Here is a 20,233-nt window from a genome sequence, read left to right as displayed (position 1 = left end):
TTCAACTTTTTGTCGACAGTTCTTTCATTCCCTCTTCCAGTCCTTTGACCGTCAGAGGGTACATCCTGCCTTCGAACTGCTCATGGATGATCTCTGTGGAATGGGTGAATTCCCAGCTGTCCTTGTGTATGGGGTTCAACCAAATAGTATTGTCAAAATGATCCAGAATACGCTGCATCCAGGTGTGGCCTGCTTCATCATTCCAATGCTCAACACTGCCACCTGATGAGGTTATTTCATACGGTGACATTTGAGCATCCCCCACAAAGATTACTTTGTAGTCTTTACCAAACCGGTGAATGATATCCCATGTTTCACTCATCTCACTTTGACGACGGAAGTTGTTTTTCCAGACGTTCTCGTAGAGATAGTTGTGAAAGTAATAGAACTCCATATGTTTGAATTCGGAACGGGCACAGGAAAACAGCTCTTCACAGATTTTGATGTGAGCATCCATTGAGCCACCGATATCCATAAAGAGCAATACTTTTACAGAATTACGTCGTTCCGGAACCATTTTGATGTCCAGCATGCCCTTATTGGCAGTGGAGCGAATGGTGTCATCAAGATCCAGCAGATCAGCAGCACCTTGACGGGCAAACTTTCTGAGTCTGCGTAGAGCCATTTTCATGTTACGGCTGCCCAGCCTTTCGTCGTCATCCAGGTTCTGGAATTCTCGCTTATCCCAGACCTTGGTGGCTTGCTTGTTTCTGCTCTCATGCTGACCTATACGGACACCCATGGGATTATTGCCGTAAGCACCAAATGGAGAAGTACCCCCTGTGCCAATCCATTTATTGCCACCGGCATGGCGTTCTTTTTGTTCTTGTAGACGTTTTTTCAGTGTCTCCATCAACTCTTCAAGGCTGCCCAGTGCCTTTAGTTTTTCCCGTTCTTCTTCACTGAGCTGGTTGATGAATTCTTGCCTGAGCCATTCTTCAGGTATGGTGGCTTCGAGCAGGTCTTCTATGCTCTCAATGCCTTCGAAAAAAGCCTTGCACGCTTTATCGAAACGGTCATAAAAACGTTCATCCTTGACCAGGATGGCTCTGGACAGTTGATAGAATGCTTCGGTGTCCGCAAATACGACGTGTGTCTGCATCGCTCTGAGCAGATCCAGATATTCCCGGGTACTGGCCGGAACACCAAAGGCGCGTACCGTGTCGAAGAAATTAGTCAGCATGGGTTCGCCCTATCGACGGGTCATAAAGGCCAGTCTTTCGAGCAGTTGAACATCCTGCTCATTTTTGACCAGTGCTCCGTAGAGAGGTGGAATGGCACTGCGTGAATCCCGGTTTCTCAATACATCTTCAGGTATGTCGTCGGAGTTCAGTAGCTTCAGCCAGTCAATCAGCTCAGAGGTAGAAGGCTTTTTCTTCAGGCCTGGAATATCTCTTAAATCAAAAAACATCTGCAGGGCTTCAGACACCAGCTCCTGTTTCAGTTTGGGGAAGTGAACATCGACAATCTGCTGCATGGTGGCAGGATCAGGAAAACGAATGTAGTGGAAGAAACAGCGTCTTAAAAAGGCGTCAGGGAGTTCTTTTTCATTATTACTGGTGATAATGACGATAGGTCGCTGTTTTGCTTTGACGATTTTTTGGGTTTCGTAAACAAAAAACTCCATTTTATCCAGTTCCTGAAGCAGGTCATTAGGAAACTCGATATCGGCTTTGTCGATTTCGTCAATCAACAAAACAACCTGCTCGTCGGCTTCAAAGGCTTCCCAGAGTTTGCCTTTGACAATGTAATTGCCTATGTCGTGTACTTTTTCGTCACCCAGTTGGGAGTCACGCAAACGCGACACCGCATCGTATTCGTACAGCCCTTGTTGAGCTTTGGTCGTGGACTTGATATTCCATTGCAGCAGTCGTTTGCCCAGAGACTCTGCGACTTCTTCAGCCAGCATGGTTTTGCCAGTTCCCGGCTCACCTTTGATCAAGAGAGGACGCTGCAGGGCAATAGCAGCATTAACAGCGGTTTTCAGTTCGCTGGTTGCAATATAGCTGTCAGTAGAATCGAATTTCATGGTCACAGTCGGGTTTCGTGGCATTATAGTTTTGATTGCACTCTATCGAGGTTTACCACTGCTGTGAACGCTTATTCTATATCGATATCGAATAATAATATTTTATTACTTTAAGATATTTATAAGTGGGGTAGAGTCAGTGTTTATTTATTAAGGATTCGAACTCATGAAGAAGGTATTTCAGGACAACTCTCAATCTATCGGAAGTACGCCACTGGTGAAGCTGAATCGGTTGGCGGGTGATCATAATATCTTTGTTAAGATTGAGTCTCGTAATCCTGCTAACAGTGTTAAATGCCGTATAGGTGCCAGCATGGTCTGGGATGCTGAAGCATCAGGTCGGCTGAAACCGGGCATGGAATTGATTGAACCTACCAGTGGCAATACCGGTATCGCTCTGGCATTTGTTGCTTCTTCAAAAGGTATTCCTCTAACACTGACGATGCCTGCTTCCATGAGTCTGGAAAGAAGAAAAGTCATGAAGGCCCTGGGTGCCAATATTATTCTGACGGAACCAGCCAAGGGCATGCCCGGCGCTATTGCTAAAGCCAAAGAGCTGGCTGAAGCAGAGTCTGAAAAGTATTTGTTGCTCCAGCAATTTGAAAATCCGGCTAACCCAAGAATTCATGAAGAAACCACCGGCCCGGAAATCTGGCATGACACCGATGGTGAGATCGATGTGTTTGTAGCTGGGGTAGGTACCGGAGGTACCATTACGGGGGTCTCCCGATACATCAAGAATATTCAGGGTAAGGCTATTACTTCAGTCGCTGTGGAGCCCAGTGCTTCTCCTATTATCAGCCAGACGCTGGCAGGCCAGGAAGTGAAACCTGCCCCTCATAAAATTCAGGGTATTGGTGCTGGTTTTATTCCCGCCAACCTTGATTTGAATCTGGTGGATGAGGTTGAACAGGTCAGTAATGAAGAGGCTATTGAAACCGCATTGAAGCTGATGAAAGAAGAAGGCATTTTGGCAGGTATCTCTGGAGGAGCGGCTTTGGCAGCTGCCTTGAAAGTGGCAGAGCAGCCGGTCCATAAAGGCAAAAACATTGTGGTTGTTTTGCCTGATTCAGGCGAACGTTATCTTTCAACCGCCTTGTTTGAAGGTGTATTCTCGGATAACGAGACGGTTCAGTAATGGCTCAGGCAGGCTTTTGCGGGGTCTGACGAACAATAGGCAGCTTGATAGAGAAGGTTGTTCCTTTATCGGTCCGGCTTGAGACACTCAGGCTGCCACCCATTAACTCAACCAGGTGTTTGCTCAGAGTCAGGCCTAATCCACTGCCTCCAAACTTTCTGCTGTAGGTATTGTCGGCCTGTTCAAAAGAGTCAAAAATGGACTTTAGCTTTTCTTCCGGAATGCCTGGGCCTGTATCAACAACCTCGATCAATAAATTGTCTGTTTCAGAGACGGTAGAGGCTTTTAAAGTAACCGTGCCGGTTAGGGTAAATTTGAAGGCATTGCCCAGTAAATTGATCAGTACCTGTCTGAGGCGATTAAAGTCTCCCATCAGTTGCAGAGGTGTTCCCAGATCAATCGAGCTGCTGAGCTCTATAGGTCGAGACAGGGTTTCTGGTATAAAAACTGCCTTGCTCTGTTCAATCAAAATGGCCAGGTCAAAGGGTTGTTGATCCAGTTCCAGTTTGCCGGATTCGATTTTAGAGTAGTCCAGCACGTCGGTGATAATGCTCATTAATGCCATGCCAGACTGCTGTATGATTTCAACATATTGAGCCTGTTCGTCGGTAAGCTCCTCATCTTTCATCAAGTCAGAAGTCGCGACAATGCCGTTAAGGGGTGTTCTGATTTCATGACTCATTTTTGTCAGAAAAATACTTTTGTGACGATTGGCTGATTCAGTCTTGTCTCTTTGCATCTCTAACTGGTCACGAATGTTTTTCAATGTTTTTCAATGTTTTGATGTTTAGGTTTAATCGGGATTGAGTCTCTAAAAAGCGTTCTAGCACGTGATTATATTGGCGGGTGATGCCACTCAGTTCTGAAAAAGGGTCATGTATGACAGGCTTGAAGTGGCCTTGTTCTGCTTGTTTCTCAAGCTTGTTAACCAGGTCAGACAATTCGGTTGTACTGCCATGCTCAGCAATATTAAGTCCCAACTGTTCTGCCTGACGAGAGACTCGCAGCGGCATAAATTTATTGATGGCCGTTAAGGCAACGTAGCTGATACCAAAAGCCCAGGCAAAGGTGACGGCTACGCCCAGCGCCTGAACGCTTAATTGTTCAACGGTGTTCAAGCCATTGTTGATGAGACTGAGGTCTCCGAGCAGGGCAACGGCTATTGTGCCCCAAATACCAGCAGTTAAATGAACCGGAATGGCTCCGATAACGTCATCAATCTTCCAGTTTTCTAATTGAACCATTGCGCCACAACAAATTAAGCCTGCGATAAATCCTGTAAGAATGGCTGTATAGATCTCAAGAATATGGACTCCGGCTGTGATACCTACCAGTCCGGCCAGCACACCATTGGCGATGACAGGGACATCAAATTTTTTGAAAAACACCAGACTCCAGAGCGTGGCTGCGAGTCCTCCTGAGCAGGCTCCCAGCAGGGTAGTAGTCAAAATGGCCGGTATAGAGGCATCGACTTTTAATAAGCTACCCAGATTAAATCCAAACCAGCCTAGCCAGATCATCATGGCTCCCATCAGGGTGATCACCTGATTCTGGCCTCTGAATTTCTTGTAGCTTTGTTCCGCAAAGCCCTCTCTGGGGCCTATAACCAGAACCGCAGCCAGAGCAACCGAGCCCCCCAGCACATGTACAACAGTAGAGCCTGCAAAATCAATAAAACCCATGGCAGACAACCAGCCCTGGGGGGTACCCAGTAATCCACCCCAAATCCATTGTCCGGCAACCGGATAGATCAGCAGGGCAATCATAAGGGCAATCAGCAAATAAGCCTTCAGGCTGCTCCGTTCAGCAATGGCACCAGAAACAATAGTGCTGGCGGTGACGGCAAAGAATGATTGAAAAATCAAGAACAGATAAGGGTAGCCCGGTGATCGTGGATGGGCGTTGTCCATGAGGGTATCAAAGGAGCCAAATTGTATTGAAAAACTGAACAGCGCATAAACCAGGGTGACAACAATAAAGTCCAATAGATTCTTGGCAGCTACATTGACGTTATTCTTGCTTCTGACAGCCCCTGCTTCCAAGCATAAAAAACCAATCTGCATTAAAAATATCAGTAAAATACAAAAAGTAAGGAACAGAGTGTTTAGATAGCCGTATGGCATTCGAGCAGCCCTCAAAAGTTCTGTAACTGCTATCTGCGATTAAGGGGGAGACTTTATGGCCTTTACTGCAGGTTCAGGACAGAGTCACTATTTTCTGTCAGACTGTGGACTGGATATAATTCATTTTTCAGGCGAAGGAGTGACTCAGTGGGTTTTGAAATTACAGCCATTGCATTAGTCGTTCTGATTGCTGTACTGATCGGTACAGGTGTCAGAATGGTTCCCCAGGGCTTTCATTTCACCGTAGAACGGTTTGGTAAATACACCCGGACATTGCCTCCTGGTTTGCATGTTATTGTGCCTGTTGTGGATATGATTGGTAAAAAAATCAATATGATGGAGCAGGTTCTTGATATTCCGCCTCAGGAAATCATTTCTTCTGATAATGCCCAGGTAACCACCGATGCTGTCTGCTTTTATCAGGTGCAAGACGCCGTTCGTGCATCCTATGAAGTGAATGAACTCTATCGAGCCATGCAGAATCTGGTAATGACGAACATTCGTGCTGTATTGGGCTCCATGGAACTGGATGAAATGTTGTCCAACCGTGACCGCATTAACAGTATGTTGCTTGCCAAGGTGGATGAAGCCACGAATCCCTGGGGAGTCAAAGTCACTCGTATCGAAATCAGGGATATAGCGCCTCCTGCTGACCTGGTGGAGTCCATGGCTCGCCAGATGAAAGCAGAGCGGGAGAAGCGGGCGCAAATACTCGAAGCCGAAGGCAGTCGAGCGGCCGCAATCGAAGTAGCTGAAGGTGAGAAGCAGGCTCAGATATTGAAAGCGGAAGGTGAGCTTGAAGCGGCGAAAAGAGAAGCAGAAGCCAGAGAAAGGCTGGCAGAAGCTGAAGCGAGAGCTACAGACGTGGTCTCCCAGGCGATAGCAACAGGGGATGCCAGAGCGATTAACTATTTTGTGGCTCAAAAATATGTGGCTGCCCTGCAAGCAGTAGCGTCAGCGAACAACAGTAAAACCATTATGATGCCTCTGGAAGCAGGCAGTGTGATTGGTTCATTGGCGGGTATTAAAGAGCTTGTTGATGATTTGAAGAAAACTCCCTGACAGGACGCAGATAATACTATGGACTTTCTTAACACTCTGCAGCCCTGGCATTGGTTGATTGTTGCCTTTCTGTGTTTGGGGCTGGAAGCTCTGGGGGCGGGAGGCTTTCTGCTCGGCAGTGCAGCAGCGGCTTTTTTATTGGCGGCTGTACTGTGGCTTCTTCCTGAGACCGGGTGGGCATGGCAGCTGGTATGGTTTGCAGTGGGCAGTTTGATCTTTACCGTAGCCTACTGGAAGTTCTTCCGGGGGGTTAATGAAAAAAGCGATTACCCTCAGCTGAATCAGCGTGCAGCGCAATTGATTGGGCGGGTTGTTGTTCTGGAAAATGACCTGCCGGGAGGGCAAGGTAAGATTCAGATCGGTGATACTCTCTGGTCTGTAAAAGCAGTTGGACACCTTGAGAAGGGTTGTCCTGTGATCATTACAGGCGCAGAAGGCATGACGCTTCTGATCGATCGACATAGCTGATACTCATAAAAAAGAGCGCCCATACATTATGGATGGGCGAATTCTCTCATGTGAGTTGTACAGATTTTATCTTCATACTGCTCCCACCATTCGGGTTTGCCTTTTGGCCAGAAGAACTGGTTTTTCGTGGTATAACAGCTCATCTTTTGGAAGAACAGAATAGTCTGATCATTCATGACTGCTATCCAATGGTCATCTTTGCTGTACATCACTTTTCTGGCCGGCGCACTCAGCGGTAGACCTTCCTGTTCGAAGAATGCCTGACGACATCTCCAGTTCTGGGTGCCAGGGGTCTCTTCTGTGTATAGCCTCAGACTATTGTTGTCGCGTGTGGCGATCACAAAGTCGTCAGAGTAATGTGCAAATCGTCCATCTACGGGCACAAACTCGGCTTCGTTAAGGTCTTGTGTGAAGCGCAGCCAAGGGGCAAGCATCATGGTTTGCCATTGTTTATCAAGCTTCTGCTTTACCTTGAACTCCCCGACTTTTTCACTGTTCGTCAATAGATATTGACCATTTCGGGATTGATCAATGGTTCTGAGTGCGGGTTCATCATCATCGAAAGAGAGACTTTCTTCGAGCGTTAGACTGTGCTGATTAGGAGAATACTGATAGATACTGGCTTGTTTAGTGCCTGAGCGCATAGGGTGGACAGCCAGCCTGTTCTGATTGTCCAGGGACATAGAGTGCAGGCTGCTTAAGGTACTGAAACTGACATCAGAGCCAAGAGGTACGTAGGTTGGATCTTCCAGTATGCCGGTAGATGTGTTGAATCTCATGGCAATCAGCTGAGTCTGTTTCCCAGTATATTGGCTGGTAAAGGCCAGACTGAACAGGGTGTTACCGGTCACATCGAACAGCAGATTGCAGAATTTGGTAAATCGGCCGGAGTGGCTGGAAGCTTTGACAGGTAAAGGCTCAATGCCAGTTCGGTCATAAGACATCAGTGTAGAGTCGAATTTTGAGCCAGAGATTAACCAACGTTGAGCAGGGTGAAGTGCAACACCGCAACTTCCTTCTGGGGGTGTGTACTGATTTGGGCGTTTGACCCATGAATGTTTGTTTCTGGACCATTGAAACTCTGAGAGTAAACTGTTGGGAAGATCATTGGATAGCGAAAATAAGACTTCATCCTGTTCCAGAATGAAGTTTCCCATTTTTCCAAACTCGGATTCTATTAACCTGTAACCGTTATTATTGTTTTCAATCAATCCCTGGTAACGGTAAGTACCCTGCTGGAAGAGTGGGGGGATCCGGTGAATCCATTCTTCAGGGTCAAGAGAGATCCCACTTAATCGTCCCAGCAGAATATCTGCGACGGGTCCATCACTGTCAGAAGGTTCAACAGTGACGACCAGTCGTGAGAGGTACTCTTCCATTTCAACCTGACCTTCGTCATTGATGAGAATCCCATAGCGCGTCAGGCCGGTATCAGTGAGCTTGGGTTGGAATTCAAGGATATAAGGCTGACATTCTCCTGAACCCAGCCGGTAGGGGGTGACGCCCTCTACTCGAAAATGTTCAGGCGTTTTGAATACGTGAATGGTTTGAGCCGGGGCATCGGCTGAATTGCAAACCTCGATGACCTTCTTTTCAATAGCTCCCACCGGAACCATGCCAAAATCGATCTCGCCCGATTTAATGCTTAAGGCTGACTGTGCATTTGGGCTCAGGGTAGTGATAAGACAGGACAGAAAAACGCACAGAGTATTTCCCTGCCGAGTGAGGCTTTTTAATAAGAGTGACTGACTCCTCTCGCCACCTCGGCTATTACATAAAAAGGGTGGCATTTTCATAGTCTCTTGCTCTTTTTAACGTTTGGGTAAGACGCAAGATTAGTCAATTCACAGGGGCTGTGTAGTAATAAATCAGGGTATCCTAAAGAAAAAGATACACAGGGAAAATGCAGGTTATATGATCATGAGCTCATTTTTTTACTAGGAGGCTGACCGAGAATAGCGTCCGAGCATAAAATTCAGTAGAACGAGTCAGCTTTTTCACTGAATTTGTGCGAATAGTTGACCTATTTAAGCAAATTCAGTGAAAAAGATGGCCGTTCTTTCTGGATTTTAGGCCGGGCTGTCTATTCTCGGTCAGCCTCCTAGTGATGAATCCTGATTCATATCCATCATTCAGATAAATACACTGAGGGCTGATGTGACTTTGTTTTCGATTCTTCATAGCTGTTGTTGTTATCTTCCGGCATACTTTCCGGTCAAGACTGACAGGTGATTCATTCAGGCTTCTTTAAATGGCTACAGGCTTCTTTAAATGGCTATAGGCTTCATGGAGGACATTCATTGGGACGGCTAAAAACAACCCTGCATTTTATTAATCAGCATCTTTTGAAATTGAGTTGGCTGGCTCTGCTTGTGCTCTTTATGCTGTTGTTTTTTGGCAGCTGGTTGTTCATGTTTCTGGCCGGAGAGTCTGAGCTGATTACCCCGGAAACCTGGTTTTATTATTTTGTTACCACAGCAACCACGGTCGGTTACGGTGACTACAGCCCACAGACAACCGGTGGAAGAATGACGGCTTCACTGCTGGTTATGCCCGGTGGTGTGGTGGTCTTTGCCGGTATTCTCGGCAAACTGTCCTCATTTTTTGTCGAGTTATGGAGAAAGAATATGAAGGGAAAAGGAGATTATTCAGCATTGTCGGGTCATATTGTGATTTTGGGCTGGCATCCGGAACAGACGCCCAGAATGATCAGGCTGATTTTTGGGGACACCCGAAGGGAAGACCGGAAAATAGTGCTTTGTGCAACGGAAGAGATGGATAACCCCTTTCCTGATCAGGTTTTGTTTATCCAGGGTGATAGTTTAAGTGATGACGAGTTGTTGAGCAGGGCCGGTGTCATCTATGCAGACCGCGTGATCATTTATCGCTCTACAGATGACAAAACGTTAACCAGCTGTTTGACGGTTGCAGCCCTGACAGAAACGGCTCATATAGTTGCATGGTTTGAACAGGGGCATATGGTCAAGCTGTTAAAGTCTCATTGCCCGGACGTTGAATGCCATACCAGTATTTCTATGGAAATGCTGGTTCGGTCCGCTCAGGATCCGGGTTCCTCCCGGGTTCAGGGACAGCTACTCTCTACCCTTATTGGCCCCACACAATACAGTGTCAGAGTGCCTGATGACTTTAAGGGGGTTACTTTCAGCCGCTTGCTGGAATGTATGAAGAAGCAGCATGAAGCTATTGTACTGGGCATTGCTGAAACGGCTACGGGTGACGACCTTGTTCTGAATCCTGTTGCTGAACAGCCTGTCAAAGCAGGTCAGCTGATTTATTACATGTCAGCTCAACGAATTCTCTCAGAAGAAGTCAACTGGAGTGAGATTCAGGGCTGATCAGATGACATTCAACGGCGGTTGTAAAAGGCCTTTCGGTTGTTTTCTGCTGCCAGACTGAAGCGCTTCAGGAGCAGGCTGAAGTCGTTGAGTGAAACCTGTTGCCATTGAGGTAAATCATCCAGCCGGTATGCCAGATCTTTCCTGTTCTCTGTCACACAGGCAGTAAGATAGAGAAAGGGAAAGTGTCCGGCTTTGGCTGAAAACAGAGTGATCAGCTGACAGGGCGTTCTTGAGGATCGCACTGATCCTTTGTAACAGATTCTTTCGCCTGATCCATGATCAGCTCTCGATTCCATTCGAACACTGTGTTGAATTGTTCCTTTGGGTGTTTAACTAATTGCTTTTGGGTTTTCTTGATAGTTCTGCTTTGAAAGAACTTATTGGTCATACTTGTAACGACTTTTTTTAACGGTTTGGGAATGGATTTAATCTTCTGAATTTTTTTTGGCACTGACTGAAGCAGAGGTTGTGAGCGCCATTTTTAAAAGGTTAGGAATACTTAACAGCTGGTTAGTAATGCTGGAACACCGCTTTGCTAATATCGTTCTGGGCGTAAGCATTGCTGAGGCTCATAAGCTCACAGTTAAGGAGAACGACTATGCAAATACCTACTTTTGTTCAGCAGGCTATTGATGCCTACAATACCGGTCACTACCGTGAAGCTATCACTACATTAATGACCGTTGGCTTATTTAATAACCGAAACGTGACACGCTCATCAGATCAGACTGAGTTTGCTGGTCATCTGCGCAGTAACCCAGTTAAAAAAGGGGTTGAAGGAAAAAGTATCAATGACCGTTTAATTCAGTTTGTTGAAACCAAGGGAATGGACATGGGCAGAGCTGAAAGATTCATTTTTGCTGAGAATAAAATCAGACAGTTCAGTTTTCAAGAAACTCTAAGCACCGTTACGTGTAATGTTGAAGCACGAGAAAAAGCGGAAAAGATGCAGACACTTATGGATGTCATTGGGGCTAAAACTCTTGATGAATACCAAGGTCTTCTAGAACAACGTGATAATCTTCAAAATGATTTAGCAAGAACTTCTCGCGCTCTGGATGGAAGTCAAAAAAGTGCATATTTTGAAGGGCGCACCAATTGTAGAGAATTGAGGAGTTATTACAATAGAGTGGACGCAGAGTTTTCTCGTGTTTGTAATGCAATAGATCGTATGGAACGTGATTACCCAGGTATTGCTGGCTTACTCGCATCTCAAAGAAAATAAAAGTCAATTGTTATACCAATCAAACTTTCAAACCCCGTTATGAGCAAGCCATTTGAGTCCAATAGGCAATACCCACAGGGCATAAAGGCGGGGTGAGGAGTCATAGCCGTAGCTATGAGGACGATCCCCAACGCAGAATATTGGACTCAAATGGCTGCACAGTAGGGGATTTTGAAAGTGCGATTGGTATCAATCCCCAAGCCAGAATTATCGACTAATTTCAGTCGTTGGTTCTGGCTTTTTAGCTTCTGAGAATCTTGAAAACTGAAAAAAACTTTCTATGCTGGCAAAAGAGTATAACTGCCTTGTTGATGGCTTTAATGAAATAAAGAACACGATATAGATAATCAGGTTGTTAATAATAATTCATCTATTTTATTATTAGGGCTTTATATTAATTGAAAGTAATTGGGATGAATAATAAAGTTGCTTTAATATCAGTTAAAAGCACTTATTTATCATCATCCCGATTATTTATTCATTCTTTATGGTATTCAACCTGGCCTTCCCTGAAGACAATTAATTCTCCGGGTTTCATGATATTCCAGGATTCATTGGTTGTGAGAGGTTCAGTAGCCACCACAGTAACAATATCATTTTCTGTGGTGACCTTTTTAAAATCAACACTTAAAGAATCATCCTTCAGAGTTGCTTTTTCAAAAGGTGCTTTTCGGGTAATCCAGCTTAATTTGGTTGAGCAGAAACAATAAAGGTGCTTAGAGTCAGTCAATAACATATTGAATACACCCAGCTCTCGTAACTCCAGTGCCAGTGTATGAATGTAGCGCTGCAAGGTAGCAGGACGGGCAGGGGGCTTTGGGAAACGTTCCCTGAGCTTGCACATTAGCCAGCAAAAAGCATATTCACTGTCTGTAGTGCCGACAGGACGGTAATAGCAAAGCTCTTTTTTCTTGATACCTTTCAGCTGCCCGTTATGGGCAAATGTCCAGTTTCGCCCCCAAAATTCTCGTGTAAAAGGGTGTGTATTTTCAAGCGAAACTCGACCGGCATTGGCTTGTCGGATGTGACTGATGACAATATCACTTTTGATGGGGTAATTTCTGACCAGTCTGGCAATTTCAGACTCACAGCTGGGGTGAGGGTCCCGGAACTCACGAACTCCAGCCCCTTCGTAAAAGACTATGCCCCAACCATCACTATGAGGGCCGGTACGGCCGCCCCTCTGCATCAAGCCACTGAAGCTGAAGCAGATATCGGTGGGTGTATTGGCACTCATGCCCAGCAGTTCACACATCTCAACTGTCCGTTTTTATTGTTTCTAAGCATTTTTAGTCCCATGAAGTAACAAAAAATGGATTAATTTTGTAATGGCTTTCAGGATTGGTTTGTCGTCTTAACTTTTGCGATTGGGTAAGGCGTTATGACCTGCCCAAAAGTACCCGCTTCAATTAGCAAATCGGTTCCTGCCGTTTGGGTTTTTTACGATGCCCTGCCGTTGCGGGTGTGTTTTCTTCTTTTTCCTTGCCTGCCTTGCTCTTCTTAACGGGAAGAATAATGGCAATCAGAGCGGCGGAGCCAGCTGCAATCACAGTGATTAACCCGGTCCTTGCCATGCCTTCAATGCCATCGGTCAGACCATCATAAGCCATGGTAAAGAGCGCCGGTGACAGGAGGTTTGACCCCGGGCTTAACCACCAGGGTGTGTACAGCAAGGCTGCGGTCGTGAAACGAAGTGCCCGTTTGAATCGAACGGGAAGCCTGCCTGTGATTAGCATCAGAGCCAGCAGACAGCCCGTTGCACCTGCCAGGTAGACTGCCCAGCCTATGATAAAATGTGAACTTGTCATCCTTTCTCCTGTTGACGATGGCACGGGATGAAGCCTTGGCGTGAAATCAAAATAGCCGAAATGAAAATTCAGGTGATCTAACCTGAAGTGCCAGTCGATATAAACTGAAACAATAGTCTATATTGATGCTGGTGTTAACCAGTGAGTACTGAACCAGAGGCAGTCAAGGAGCCTGATTAAGCCATTTGCACACCACCAGACCCTGGATAACTTTAACATATGTTTTGGGTGTTTAAATCTTTTGCCTGTGGACTGGAGTCGCTATTTTTTCCCGATTAACAAGTAGGTACATTAAGGATGATACAAAAAAGTCTTTTACTGCGATGTACTGACAGGCAGTCTTATACGTATACACACAGAGTCTGTTCGCACCTTGTTTAGTGACCTGTAATGCTGTCATTAGAGAAGAGATAGGGATACTTTAAAAAAATGACCCAAAGCGACAGATAATAATAACCCGGAGAGGAAGGACACTATGACCAATATATCTGGAATTGCCTCCTGGTTTGACTGGTTTGCACTGTTGTCACTCATTGTGTTGTGGGTAGGCTATACGGTCTTTGCGTATCGAAAAGGACAGACTACTGCTTGTCTTGCCAGTGTACTGGCGCTCTATCGAAGAGACTGGATGTACCGGTTGTTGGGTAGAGATAATCGAATAGCGGATGCTAGTTTGTTATCCAGCCTCAGAGCTTCTGTCAGTTTTTTTGCTTCTACCAGTATTTTGGTAATGGCAGGATTGATTACGGGCATTGCCGCCTCAGAAGAGGCCGTCGGGGTGCTTTCGACGATGCCTTTTGTGACGACCTATACCCGGGAGTTATGGGAACTCAAGGTACTGGTGATGCTGATCATTTTTGTTTACACCTTTTTTGAATTTACCTGGAGCCTGAGGCTGTACAATTTTACCTGTGTTCTGATGGGCAGTGCGCCGTTGATGCATGATATCAGTGGCAATAAAACGGAACAGAAAGTATTTGCTGACAAAGCGGGTCATATACTGACGCTGGCCGCCAACCACTTTAACTACGGTCTGCGTGCTTACTACTTTGCTTTGGCCACACTGTCCTGGTTTATTCATCCGTCTATTTTTATCATCAGTACCATCATGGTGGTGGTGATTCTCTATCGTAGAGAGTTTCATTCCAAAGTGCTGGATGCCCTTTCGGTCAGTGAAAGGGAGTAATACCAATCGCAGATACTGGGAGCCTGACCAAAAATAGACAAGTCGGTCTTCCGGCTACGCAATTACACTTACAATTTGAACACCAGTTCTGCGTTGGAGCTCCTCGCAATAGCTCTGCCTATTACTCGTCATTCCGCCTTAGGAATAGTCCTGAAATAACTTCCGTATTTGAACAAACCCGTTCGGGCTGAGCCTGTCGAAGTCCAGAGCCACCACCCTTCGACAGGGCTCAGGGTGAACAGAGCCCATGCTCTAATAGGGAATTTATTTTGAGACAAACCCTTAGTCTTATGACCAGCTTGCCAAGCTCATTAAGGCAATTAGAAAATGTATGGGTATAAGTCTGCATGACCTGTCTTTAGGGCCGGCGGGTGGCTTTGACAGCATCACTTTTAGAGGTTGATTAGAGGTTGATTAGAGGTTGATTAGAGGTTGATGTAAAAAAATCGGTAATTTGCCTTGAAATCAAAATCACTGTCCCCACATAAGTTCCAAAGTAATTAATGATCAGGCTGACCGCTCAGAAGAGGGTTCTGAATGGCGGCCGCTGCGAGAAAGCAACGTAGAGGGTCAAATGACTGTCGAAGCTAAAAAAGAAACAATGGGTTTTCAGACTGAAGTTAAACAACTTCTGCAACTGATGATCCACTCCCTGTATTCCAACCGCGAAATCTTTCTGCGGGAGTTGATCTCTAACGCTTCTGATGCTGCTGACAAATTGCGCTTTGAAGCGCTGCATAAAGACGGCCTGCTGGAAAGCGATCCTAATCTGGATATTCGTATTGATTTTGACAAGGAAGCGAAAACCATCACCATTGCTGATAATGGCATTGGTATGAATCGTGACGATGTTATCGCTCACCTGGGTACTATTGCCAAGTCCGGAACTGCCGATTTTCTGCAACAGTTGACCGGTGATCAGAAAAAAGATTCTCAGCTTATTGGTCAGTTTGGTGTAGGTTTTTATTCCGCATTTATTGTTGCTGACAAGGTGACTGTTGAAACCCGCAAGGCTGGTGTTGCAGCAGACGAAGCCGTTCGCTGGGTTTCTGATGGTTCCGGTGAGTTTACGGTTGAAGGCATTAGCAAGGAAAAGCGTGGTACTGCTATTATCCTGCACCTGAAAGATGATGCAGAAGAGTTTGCTGATGGCTGGCGTCTACGCAATATTATCCGGAAGTATTCTGATCATATCTCCATGCCGATCCTGATGATCAAGCAGGATATGCCAACAGAAGACGAAGACAAACCGGAAGAAGATAAAGCTCCTGAGTGGGAAACAGTCAACACTGCCAAAGCACTATGGACCCGTTCCCGTTCTGACATCTCTGACGAAGAGTACAAAGAGTTTTACAAGCATATCAGCCACGATTTCACTGACCCCATGAAGTGGAGTCACAACCGGGTTGAAGGAAAACTGGAATACAACAGTTTGTTGTTTATTCCTGCCAAGGCACCGTTTGACCTGTACAACCGTGACATGCAGAAAGGCCTGAAACTTTATGTTCAGCGCGTTTTCATCATGGATCAGGCTGATGAATTCCTGCCTATGTACCTTCGTTTCATCAAGGGTGTAGTGGATTCCAATGATTTGTCCCTGAACGTTTCCCGTGAAATCCTTCAGAAAGACCCTGCAGTTGACAGCATGAAGGCCGCCTTGACCAAGCGTGTTCTTGATATGCTGGAAAAAATGGCCAAAAAGGAAGAAGAACAGTACGCAGAATTCTGGAAAGAGTTCGGTCAGGTTCTTAAAGAAGGTCCTGCTGAAGATCATGCCAATCGTGAGAAAGTGGCTAAACTGCTGCGTTTTGCTTCTACCGAAAGCAAGGGCTCAGAACAGAACCAGTCTCTGGAAAGCTATCTCTCCCGCATGAAAGAAGGTCAGGACAAGATCTACTACATCACTGCAGAAACGTTTAATGCAGCGGCTAACAGTCCACACCTTGAGGTCTTCAAGAAGAAAGGTATTGAAGTCCTGTTGTTGTCCGATCGTGTAGATGAGTGGCTGATGTCCCATCTGAACGAATTTGATGGCAAGCAGTTTGCAGACATTGCCCGTGGTGATCTGGATCTGGGTCAGCTTGACGACGATGAAGACAAGAAAGCCCTGGAAGAAAGCGCCAAAGAGAAAGAGGATCTGCTTAAGCGAATTAAAGATGCTCTGGTCGATCAGGTTGAAGAAGTCCGTGTGACGCATCGACTGACCGACTCGCCAGCCTGTCTGGTGGTAGGCGATCATGATATGGGCGCCCAGATGCGTAAGATCATGGAAGCTGCGGGCCAGGCAATGCCAGAGTCCAAGCCTATCTTTGAAATTAATCCAGAACATCCTCTGATCACCCGTCTGGATCAGGAAGCGGATGAAGATCGTTTTGCTGACCTGAGCCGAGTTGTATTTGATCAGGCTAACCTGGCGGCAGGTGGTCAACTGGATGATCCGGGCAGTTATGTACAGCGTTTGAACAAGCTGTTGCTGGAAATGGCAGGCTAAGGCTTGTTGGAGAGCTGGAACTCCTTGGTAGTTCCAGCTCTCTGCTCTTTAATCTACCCGTTTTTTCCATCCTTCCTTTATATTGCTCCAGCCGTTAAATCGCTCCAGCCGTTTTTGACATCCAGCATCCAATGCAGGTTGTTTTCAACTTCCCAGTGCTGGCGTGTTGCGCTGAGCAGCTCCTCAGCCGTCATGGTTTTACTGGAAATGTAGAACCTCAGAGCTGTTGTAGTTTTGTCATTAATTGTCCGGTCGGATTGAACGACACCAAATTGTTTTATTCCTGCCCATTCATCTGCTGTACCACAAATCCTTATTGTTCATCATCAGAGTCAGCTGGCGTATCACTTTCAGCCTCTGATGGGTCAGTAGGAACATCTTCAAACTTTCTATAGGGCTCTGTCATAAACTTCAGATTATCCTCCACCAGAGCCCTGTTAGGCACAAACCTGCTTTGAGAAGCATCATGATGAATGGGGACAACAGAAGGTAGCTGATAGCCATACTGAACTGGCACCATGTGCGTCCCCAAGGTGGGAGGTAGAAGAAAATGATCTTGAGGGGTGTATGGATTGAAGGGCTGTAGTCCTGCTCTGACAGAGTGATCGCTTCCTGTTCTCGTTTGAGCTCTATTGGTATGCTGAGACAAGGGCAGATAACCATTGCCGAACCTGTGACTGTCTAGCATGATCTGATGATAAGAAGGAGGTGGAGAATTCTGCCCGATCTGTAAGGGATAAGAAACCGACTCAGGGCTTATAGATTGATGAGTGTCGACTCTGTTCATCTCCTCCTGCATTTGACTCGACATCAGATCAAAATCATTTTCGCTGAGGAAATAGCCCAGTGCCAGAGCGACTGATTCCGGCACCTTGTTACTGAGTTCACCTTCCAGCCAGTTAAGCAGCCATTGCATCAACTCCTGATGATCTTCAGTGTCCAGAATATGCGTCACTTGATACCAGCGATGATCGCCCAGAGATTCCAGAGCCACTCTCAAGAGCAGAATAAACTCCTGAACTTTGTCCATAGAATTGAGATAGGGAGACAGAACCTGCATCCAGGAAGTTCGGTAACTGATAGAGAAAAAACTTCTGGCAATATGAAAATCATAAATGGTTTTAAGACTCTGATACTTGGCTCTCATGTCTTTCATAATCAGATTGATGGCTCGCTCTGACTTGCTTTTCTTTTGGAAGAGCAACAGATTCTTGAATGCAACCAGATTTTGCAGAGGCGTTCTCAGAAGCCTTTGATATATTGCCGGTATTGGCAGCGGAATCAATCTTATCATGGGTGGCTTCACATTATGGCTGAATGGATTGCTGCGAACATTCCTTTCAGTCTCAACTTTTGTATCAGTATCCTCATCGCTATTTAGCACCCAGTCAGGGTGACTTGAAACCATTGGTTCCTGACTGAAAACCTGCTGGACAGCTATTGACTGCTCATCTGGAGATACAAGCCTCAGTAAATTGAAAACCAGATCGGTCAATAACTGTTCGTTGGTCATCAGACCCAGCAACAGATCGTACTGTTGAGAAATAAGCTGATCCAGTGTTCTGGCTCTCAACCCTACAAGCAGAGAACGAAGAATTCTAAATAGCCTCTCTTCCAGATGCATGTCATCGGCACAAATGGCTCTCATTAATTCAGCCAGGCGATGAACGCCATCCTGACTCTGCATGATGACTGAGACCAATGAGTCGAGATCAACCGCTACCCCATTCTGGGGACTCTGGCTCCTTCTGTTCTTTGGTTTGGCTGCTACCGGCTGGTTTGAACTTGAAACGCTGCTTGATGCCAATCTTCTACTCATCGGAAAAGAAGGAAAAGTATGTATTCCTCCATCAGTTTTGATCCACTGAATCACCAGGTCTGGATGAAATCCCCTGAAATGCATATCAATCTCAACAGCAAGATTAAGCCTCACCTCTTTAAAAACATGGGTCAGCAAAGTCTTTAGATCCGAGTCAGAAAGTTCGTTTAGCTTCCAATCTTTTATACGTTCAAGGACTTGTAATGCAGACCCTTCGTAGTTATCCAAAGCCAAGTTGAACCAGTTCGCCAGGAGACGATTGAACTGTCTCTTATAATAAAAGTTTCTGGGTTGACCTAACCAGCGAGCCAGCGTTCTTAGATATAAAAGACGGTTTTGGGGATTGAGAAGCAGCTGGTACAGACTTTCCACCAGATCAATCTCATACAGATCTTCCTCATCCGGATCGTCTGAACTGTCGGAAACCCAGGAATTATCATCATCTTCGTCATCATCTTCGTCATCATCTTCGTCATCTCCTTCGTCATCTCCTTCGTACTCACCCTCTTCCGAGTCATCATCATTGCCACCATCCGACTCAGAGCCGCTCTCTTCTTCATTGTTGGAACCGGGCGGTAACTGTCCGTTATTGGGCGGAGGGTCAGAGTCCATATCACTCTCAGTTAGCTCTTCTTCATACTCTTCCGGTGATATGAGTGACAGATCTAATACCAGCTGTTCAAAGATGACCTGTGGAATATCTGAAACCACAGCATGTACACACCTTTCAGCAATACACGGACGTAAGATCAGGTTTCGTAGTGAAGTCTGCGGGGGTAGTTGCAAGAGCCCATTATTGGAAAACTCAGGGGTCAGATGAAGAATGGCAGGTTCTTGGGAATGGCTGACTCTCGACAATCGATCCAGAGCCAGATAATAAAAACCATCACTGTTTTTTTTCACTGAATACGATCGAATCAGATATGTTAGAACGCTCGAATTAATTTTGTTTTTTTTCCCTGACAGGCCAATCAGAACCTGACCTTTCTTTAAAACAACGGCCTCATGGAGCGGGTATTCTCCAGGCATGAGATAAATATCACAGTGTTCAGGTATATCGCTAACTTCTTTAGCCAGATTCCAGGTAGGCATCAGCGTTCGGCTGCATCTCGCATAATAGGCGCTGTTTGCCTTTATAGTGGCTAACCCTTGAGAAGGGTTATTTTCAGAACCCGGATTAGCCTGCCGCAGGAAACATCCGCTAAACAGACACCACAGTAAACTTTGCTCTCCAGCATTGTCATGAAAATCCGGGTTGAACCATTGCTGATTCTGCCAGTTGTTGGGCCACTCAGTCACTAAACCAAATGATCCCATTCCAAAAGAATCCAACCCTACATTCTTGCCCTGGATCATCTGGGCAGCAGCCAGATAATCAACACCTCCCAGATAGCCTTCAAAAGCAGAGGCAGCCAGCAGGCTCGGCCAGAAATAGATCAGAAAGACCCATACCGAGCCATATAATGTAAATTTATGCCCCTCCTTGCCATAATTATTCACTGGCTTTCTCCTGTTTTTTTGAACA

Annotated in this window: 17 protein-coding genes; 7 read left to right on the top strand and 10 right to left on the bottom strand. The window is 45.9% G+C overall.

The window, feature by feature from the left end:
• Position 1 precedes the first annotated feature (1 nt).
• Together GZ78_RS07890 and GZ78_RS07885 are read right to left on the bottom strand one after the other, a co-directional pair.
• Entirely contained in the window at positions 2-1,183 is a 1,182-nt protein-coding gene (locus tag GZ78_RS07890; RefSeq protein ID WP_034834604.1) for a vWA domain-containing protein, read from the bottom strand.
• 9 nt (positions 1,184-1,192) lie between these two features.
• Positions 1,193-2,029: an AAA family ATPase gene (locus GZ78_RS07885; protein WP_034836092.1), complete on the bottom strand. Its 837-nt coding sequence runs from the start codon at positions 2,027-2,029 to the stop codon at positions 1,193-1,195.
• A 166-nt stretch (positions 2,030-2,195) separates the two neighbouring features.
• Between GZ78_RS07885 and cysK the strand changes: the two genes are divergently transcribed.
• Positions 2,196-3,167 (top strand): cysteine synthase A, encoded by a 972-nt coding sequence (gene cysK / locus GZ78_RS07880; protein ID WP_034834602.1) that lies wholly within the window; start codon positions 2,196-2,198, stop codon positions 3,165-3,167.
• Between the two features lie 4 nt (positions 3,168-3,171).
• On the opposite strand, the gene GZ78_RS07875 is transcribed toward cysK, so the two are convergent.
• Positions 3,172-3,933 (bottom strand): sensor histidine kinase, encoded by a 762-nt coding sequence (locus GZ78_RS07875; RefSeq protein WP_152558615.1) that lies wholly within the window; start codon positions 3,931-3,933, stop codon positions 3,172-3,174.
• Positions 3,917-5,290 (bottom strand): ammonium transporter, encoded by a 1,374-nt coding sequence (locus tag GZ78_RS07870; protein WP_081869733.1) that lies wholly within the window; start codon positions 5,288-5,290, stop codon positions 3,917-3,919. Before GZ78_RS07870 ends, GZ78_RS07875 begins: the two co-directional genes overlap by 17 nt.
• Positions 5,291-5,437: 147 nt before the next feature.
• Here GZ78_RS07870 and GZ78_RS07865 point away from each other — a divergent pair, with 147 nt between their 5' ends.
• Both GZ78_RS07865 and GZ78_RS07860 read left to right on the top strand, forming a co-directional pair.
• A complete protein-coding gene (locus tag GZ78_RS07865; protein WP_034834600.1) occupies positions 5,438-6,352 on the top strand; it encodes an SPFH domain-containing protein in 915 nt (304 codons plus the stop codon).
• An 18-nt stretch (positions 6,353-6,370) separates the two neighbouring features.
• Positions 6,371-6,820: an NfeD family protein gene (locus GZ78_RS07860; protein WP_034834598.1), complete on the top strand. Its 450-nt coding sequence runs from the start codon at positions 6,371-6,373 to the stop codon at positions 6,818-6,820.
• 26 nt (positions 6,821-6,846) lie between these two features.
• Here GZ78_RS07860 and GZ78_RS07855 read toward each other — a convergent pair whose 3' ends face one another.
• Positions 6,847-8,436: a hypothetical protein gene (locus GZ78_RS07855; protein ID WP_034834596.1), complete on the bottom strand. Its 1,590-nt coding sequence runs from the start codon at positions 8,434-8,436 to the stop codon at positions 6,847-6,849.
• A gap of 684 nt (positions 8,437-9,120) precedes the next feature.
• Here GZ78_RS07855 and GZ78_RS07850 point away from each other — a divergent pair.
• Positions 9,121-10,176 carry an ion channel gene (locus GZ78_RS07850; protein ID WP_152558614.1) on the top strand — a complete coding sequence of 352 codons (1,056 nt, stop codon included), beginning with the start codon at positions 9,121-9,123 and terminating at the stop codon, positions 10,174-10,176.
• 11 nt (positions 10,177-10,187) lie between these two features.
• On the opposite strand, the gene GZ78_RS07845 is transcribed toward GZ78_RS07850, so the two are convergent.
• On the bottom strand, positions 10,188-10,475 hold the full coding sequence (locus GZ78_RS07845; RefSeq protein ID WP_152558613.1) for a hypothetical protein: 288 nt from the start codon (positions 10,473-10,475) through the stop codon (positions 10,188-10,190).
• 302 nt (positions 10,476-10,777) lie between these two features.
• On the opposite strand from GZ78_RS07845, the gene GZ78_RS07835 reads away from it, so the two are divergent.
• The gene (locus GZ78_RS07835; protein WP_034834590.1) at positions 10,778-11,404 is read left to right on the top strand and encodes a hypothetical protein; all 627 of its coding nucleotides are present in this window, start codon (positions 10,778-10,780) and stop codon (positions 11,402-11,404) included.
• Positions 11,405-11,882: 478 nt separating this feature from the next.
• On the opposite strand, the gene GZ78_RS07830 is transcribed toward GZ78_RS07835, so the two are convergent.
• Positions 11,883-12,659: a class II glutamine amidotransferase gene (locus GZ78_RS07830; RefSeq protein ID WP_034834588.1), complete on the bottom strand. Its 777-nt coding sequence runs from the start codon at positions 12,657-12,659 to the stop codon at positions 11,883-11,885.
• A 154-nt stretch (positions 12,660-12,813) separates the two neighbouring features.
• Positions 12,814-13,212 (bottom strand): hypothetical protein, encoded by a 399-nt coding sequence (locus GZ78_RS07825; protein WP_034834586.1) that lies wholly within the window; start codon positions 13,210-13,212, stop codon positions 12,814-12,816.
• A 475-nt stretch (positions 13,213-13,687) separates the two neighbouring features.
• Here GZ78_RS07825 and GZ78_RS07820 point away from each other — a divergent pair, with 475 nt between their 5' ends.
• Positions 13,688-14,398 (top strand): DUF599 domain-containing protein, encoded by a 711-nt coding sequence (locus GZ78_RS07820; protein ID WP_051785940.1) that lies wholly within the window; start codon positions 13,688-13,690, stop codon positions 14,396-14,398.
• A 574-nt stretch (positions 14,399-14,972) separates the two neighbouring features.
• Complete coding sequence (htpG, locus tag GZ78_RS07815; RefSeq protein ID WP_034834581.1) at positions 14,973-16,889, top strand: molecular chaperone HtpG; 1,917 nt, start codon at positions 14,973-14,975, stop codon at positions 16,887-16,889.
• Between the two features lie 77 nt (positions 16,890-16,966).
• On the opposite strand, the gene GZ78_RS30945 is transcribed toward htpG, so the two are convergent.
• Together GZ78_RS30945 and GZ78_RS07805 are read right to left on the bottom strand one after the other, a co-directional pair.
• Complete coding sequence (locus tag GZ78_RS30945) at positions 16,967-17,200, bottom strand: ISAs1 family transposase (RefSeq protein WP_407919774.1); 234 nt, start codon at positions 17,198-17,200, stop codon at positions 16,967-16,969.
• Between the two features lie 2 nt (positions 17,201-17,202).
• Positions 17,203-20,208 (bottom strand): hypothetical protein, encoded by a 3,006-nt coding sequence (locus GZ78_RS07805; RefSeq protein WP_034834579.1) that lies wholly within the window; start codon positions 20,206-20,208, stop codon positions 17,203-17,205.
• Positions 20,209-20,233: the final 25 nt, after the last annotated feature.

Origin of the sequence: Endozoicomonas numazuensis (assembly GCF_000722635.1) — a bacterium.
In the GTDB taxonomy this organism is placed as follows: Bacteria; Pseudomonadota; Gammaproteobacteria; order Pseudomonadales; family Endozoicomonadaceae; genus Endozoicomonas_A; species Endozoicomonas_A numazuensis.
This window is presented reverse-complemented; position numbering and strand designations above follow the sequence as displayed.

What these genes read in the sequence shown, in the direction of transcription:
- GZ78_RS07890 (WP_034834604.1), bottom strand. Translation starts at nt 1,183, where the DNA reads ATGCTGACTAATTTCTTCGACACGGTACGCGCCTTTGGTGTTCCGGCC.
- htpG (WP_034834581.1), top strand. Translation starts at nt 14,973, where the DNA reads ATGACTGTCGAAGCTAAAAAAGAAACAATGGGTTTTCAGACTGAAGTT.
- GZ78_RS07885 (WP_034836092.1), bottom strand. Translation starts at nt 2,029, where the DNA reads ATGAAATTCGATTCTACTGACAGCTATATTGCAACCAGCGAACTGAAA.
- GZ78_RS07820 (WP_051785940.1), top strand. Translation starts at nt 13,688, where the DNA reads ATGACCAATATATCTGGAATTGCCTCCTGGTTTGACTGGTTTGCACTG.
- GZ78_RS07845 (WP_152558613.1), bottom strand. Translation starts at nt 10,475, where the DNA reads ATGGAATCGAGAGCTGATCATGGATCAGGCGAAAGAATCTGTTACAAA.
- cysK (WP_034834602.1), top strand. Translation starts at nt 2,196, where the DNA reads ATGAAGAAGGTATTTCAGGACAACTCTCAATCTATCGGAAGTACGCCA.
- GZ78_RS07830 (WP_034834588.1), bottom strand. Translation starts at nt 12,659, where the DNA reads ATGTGTGAACTGCTGGGCATGAGTGCCAATACACCCACCGATATCTGC.
- GZ78_RS07835 (WP_034834590.1), top strand. Translation starts at nt 10,778, where the DNA reads ATGCAAATACCTACTTTTGTTCAGCAGGCTATTGATGCCTACAATACC.
- GZ78_RS07825 (WP_034834586.1), bottom strand. Translation starts at nt 13,212, where the DNA reads ATGACAAGTTCACATTTTATCATAGGCTGGGCAGTCTACCTGGCAGGT.
- GZ78_RS07870 (WP_081869733.1), bottom strand. Translation starts at nt 5,290, where the DNA reads ATGCCATACGGCTATCTAAACACTCTGTTCCTTACTTTTTGTATTTTA.
- GZ78_RS07860 (WP_034834598.1), top strand. Translation starts at nt 6,371, where the DNA reads ATGGACTTTCTTAACACTCTGCAGCCCTGGCATTGGTTGATTGTTGCC.
- GZ78_RS07855 (WP_034834596.1), bottom strand. Translation starts at nt 8,436, where the DNA reads ATGGTTCCGGTGGGAGCTATTGAAAAGAAGGTCATCGAGGTTTGCAAT.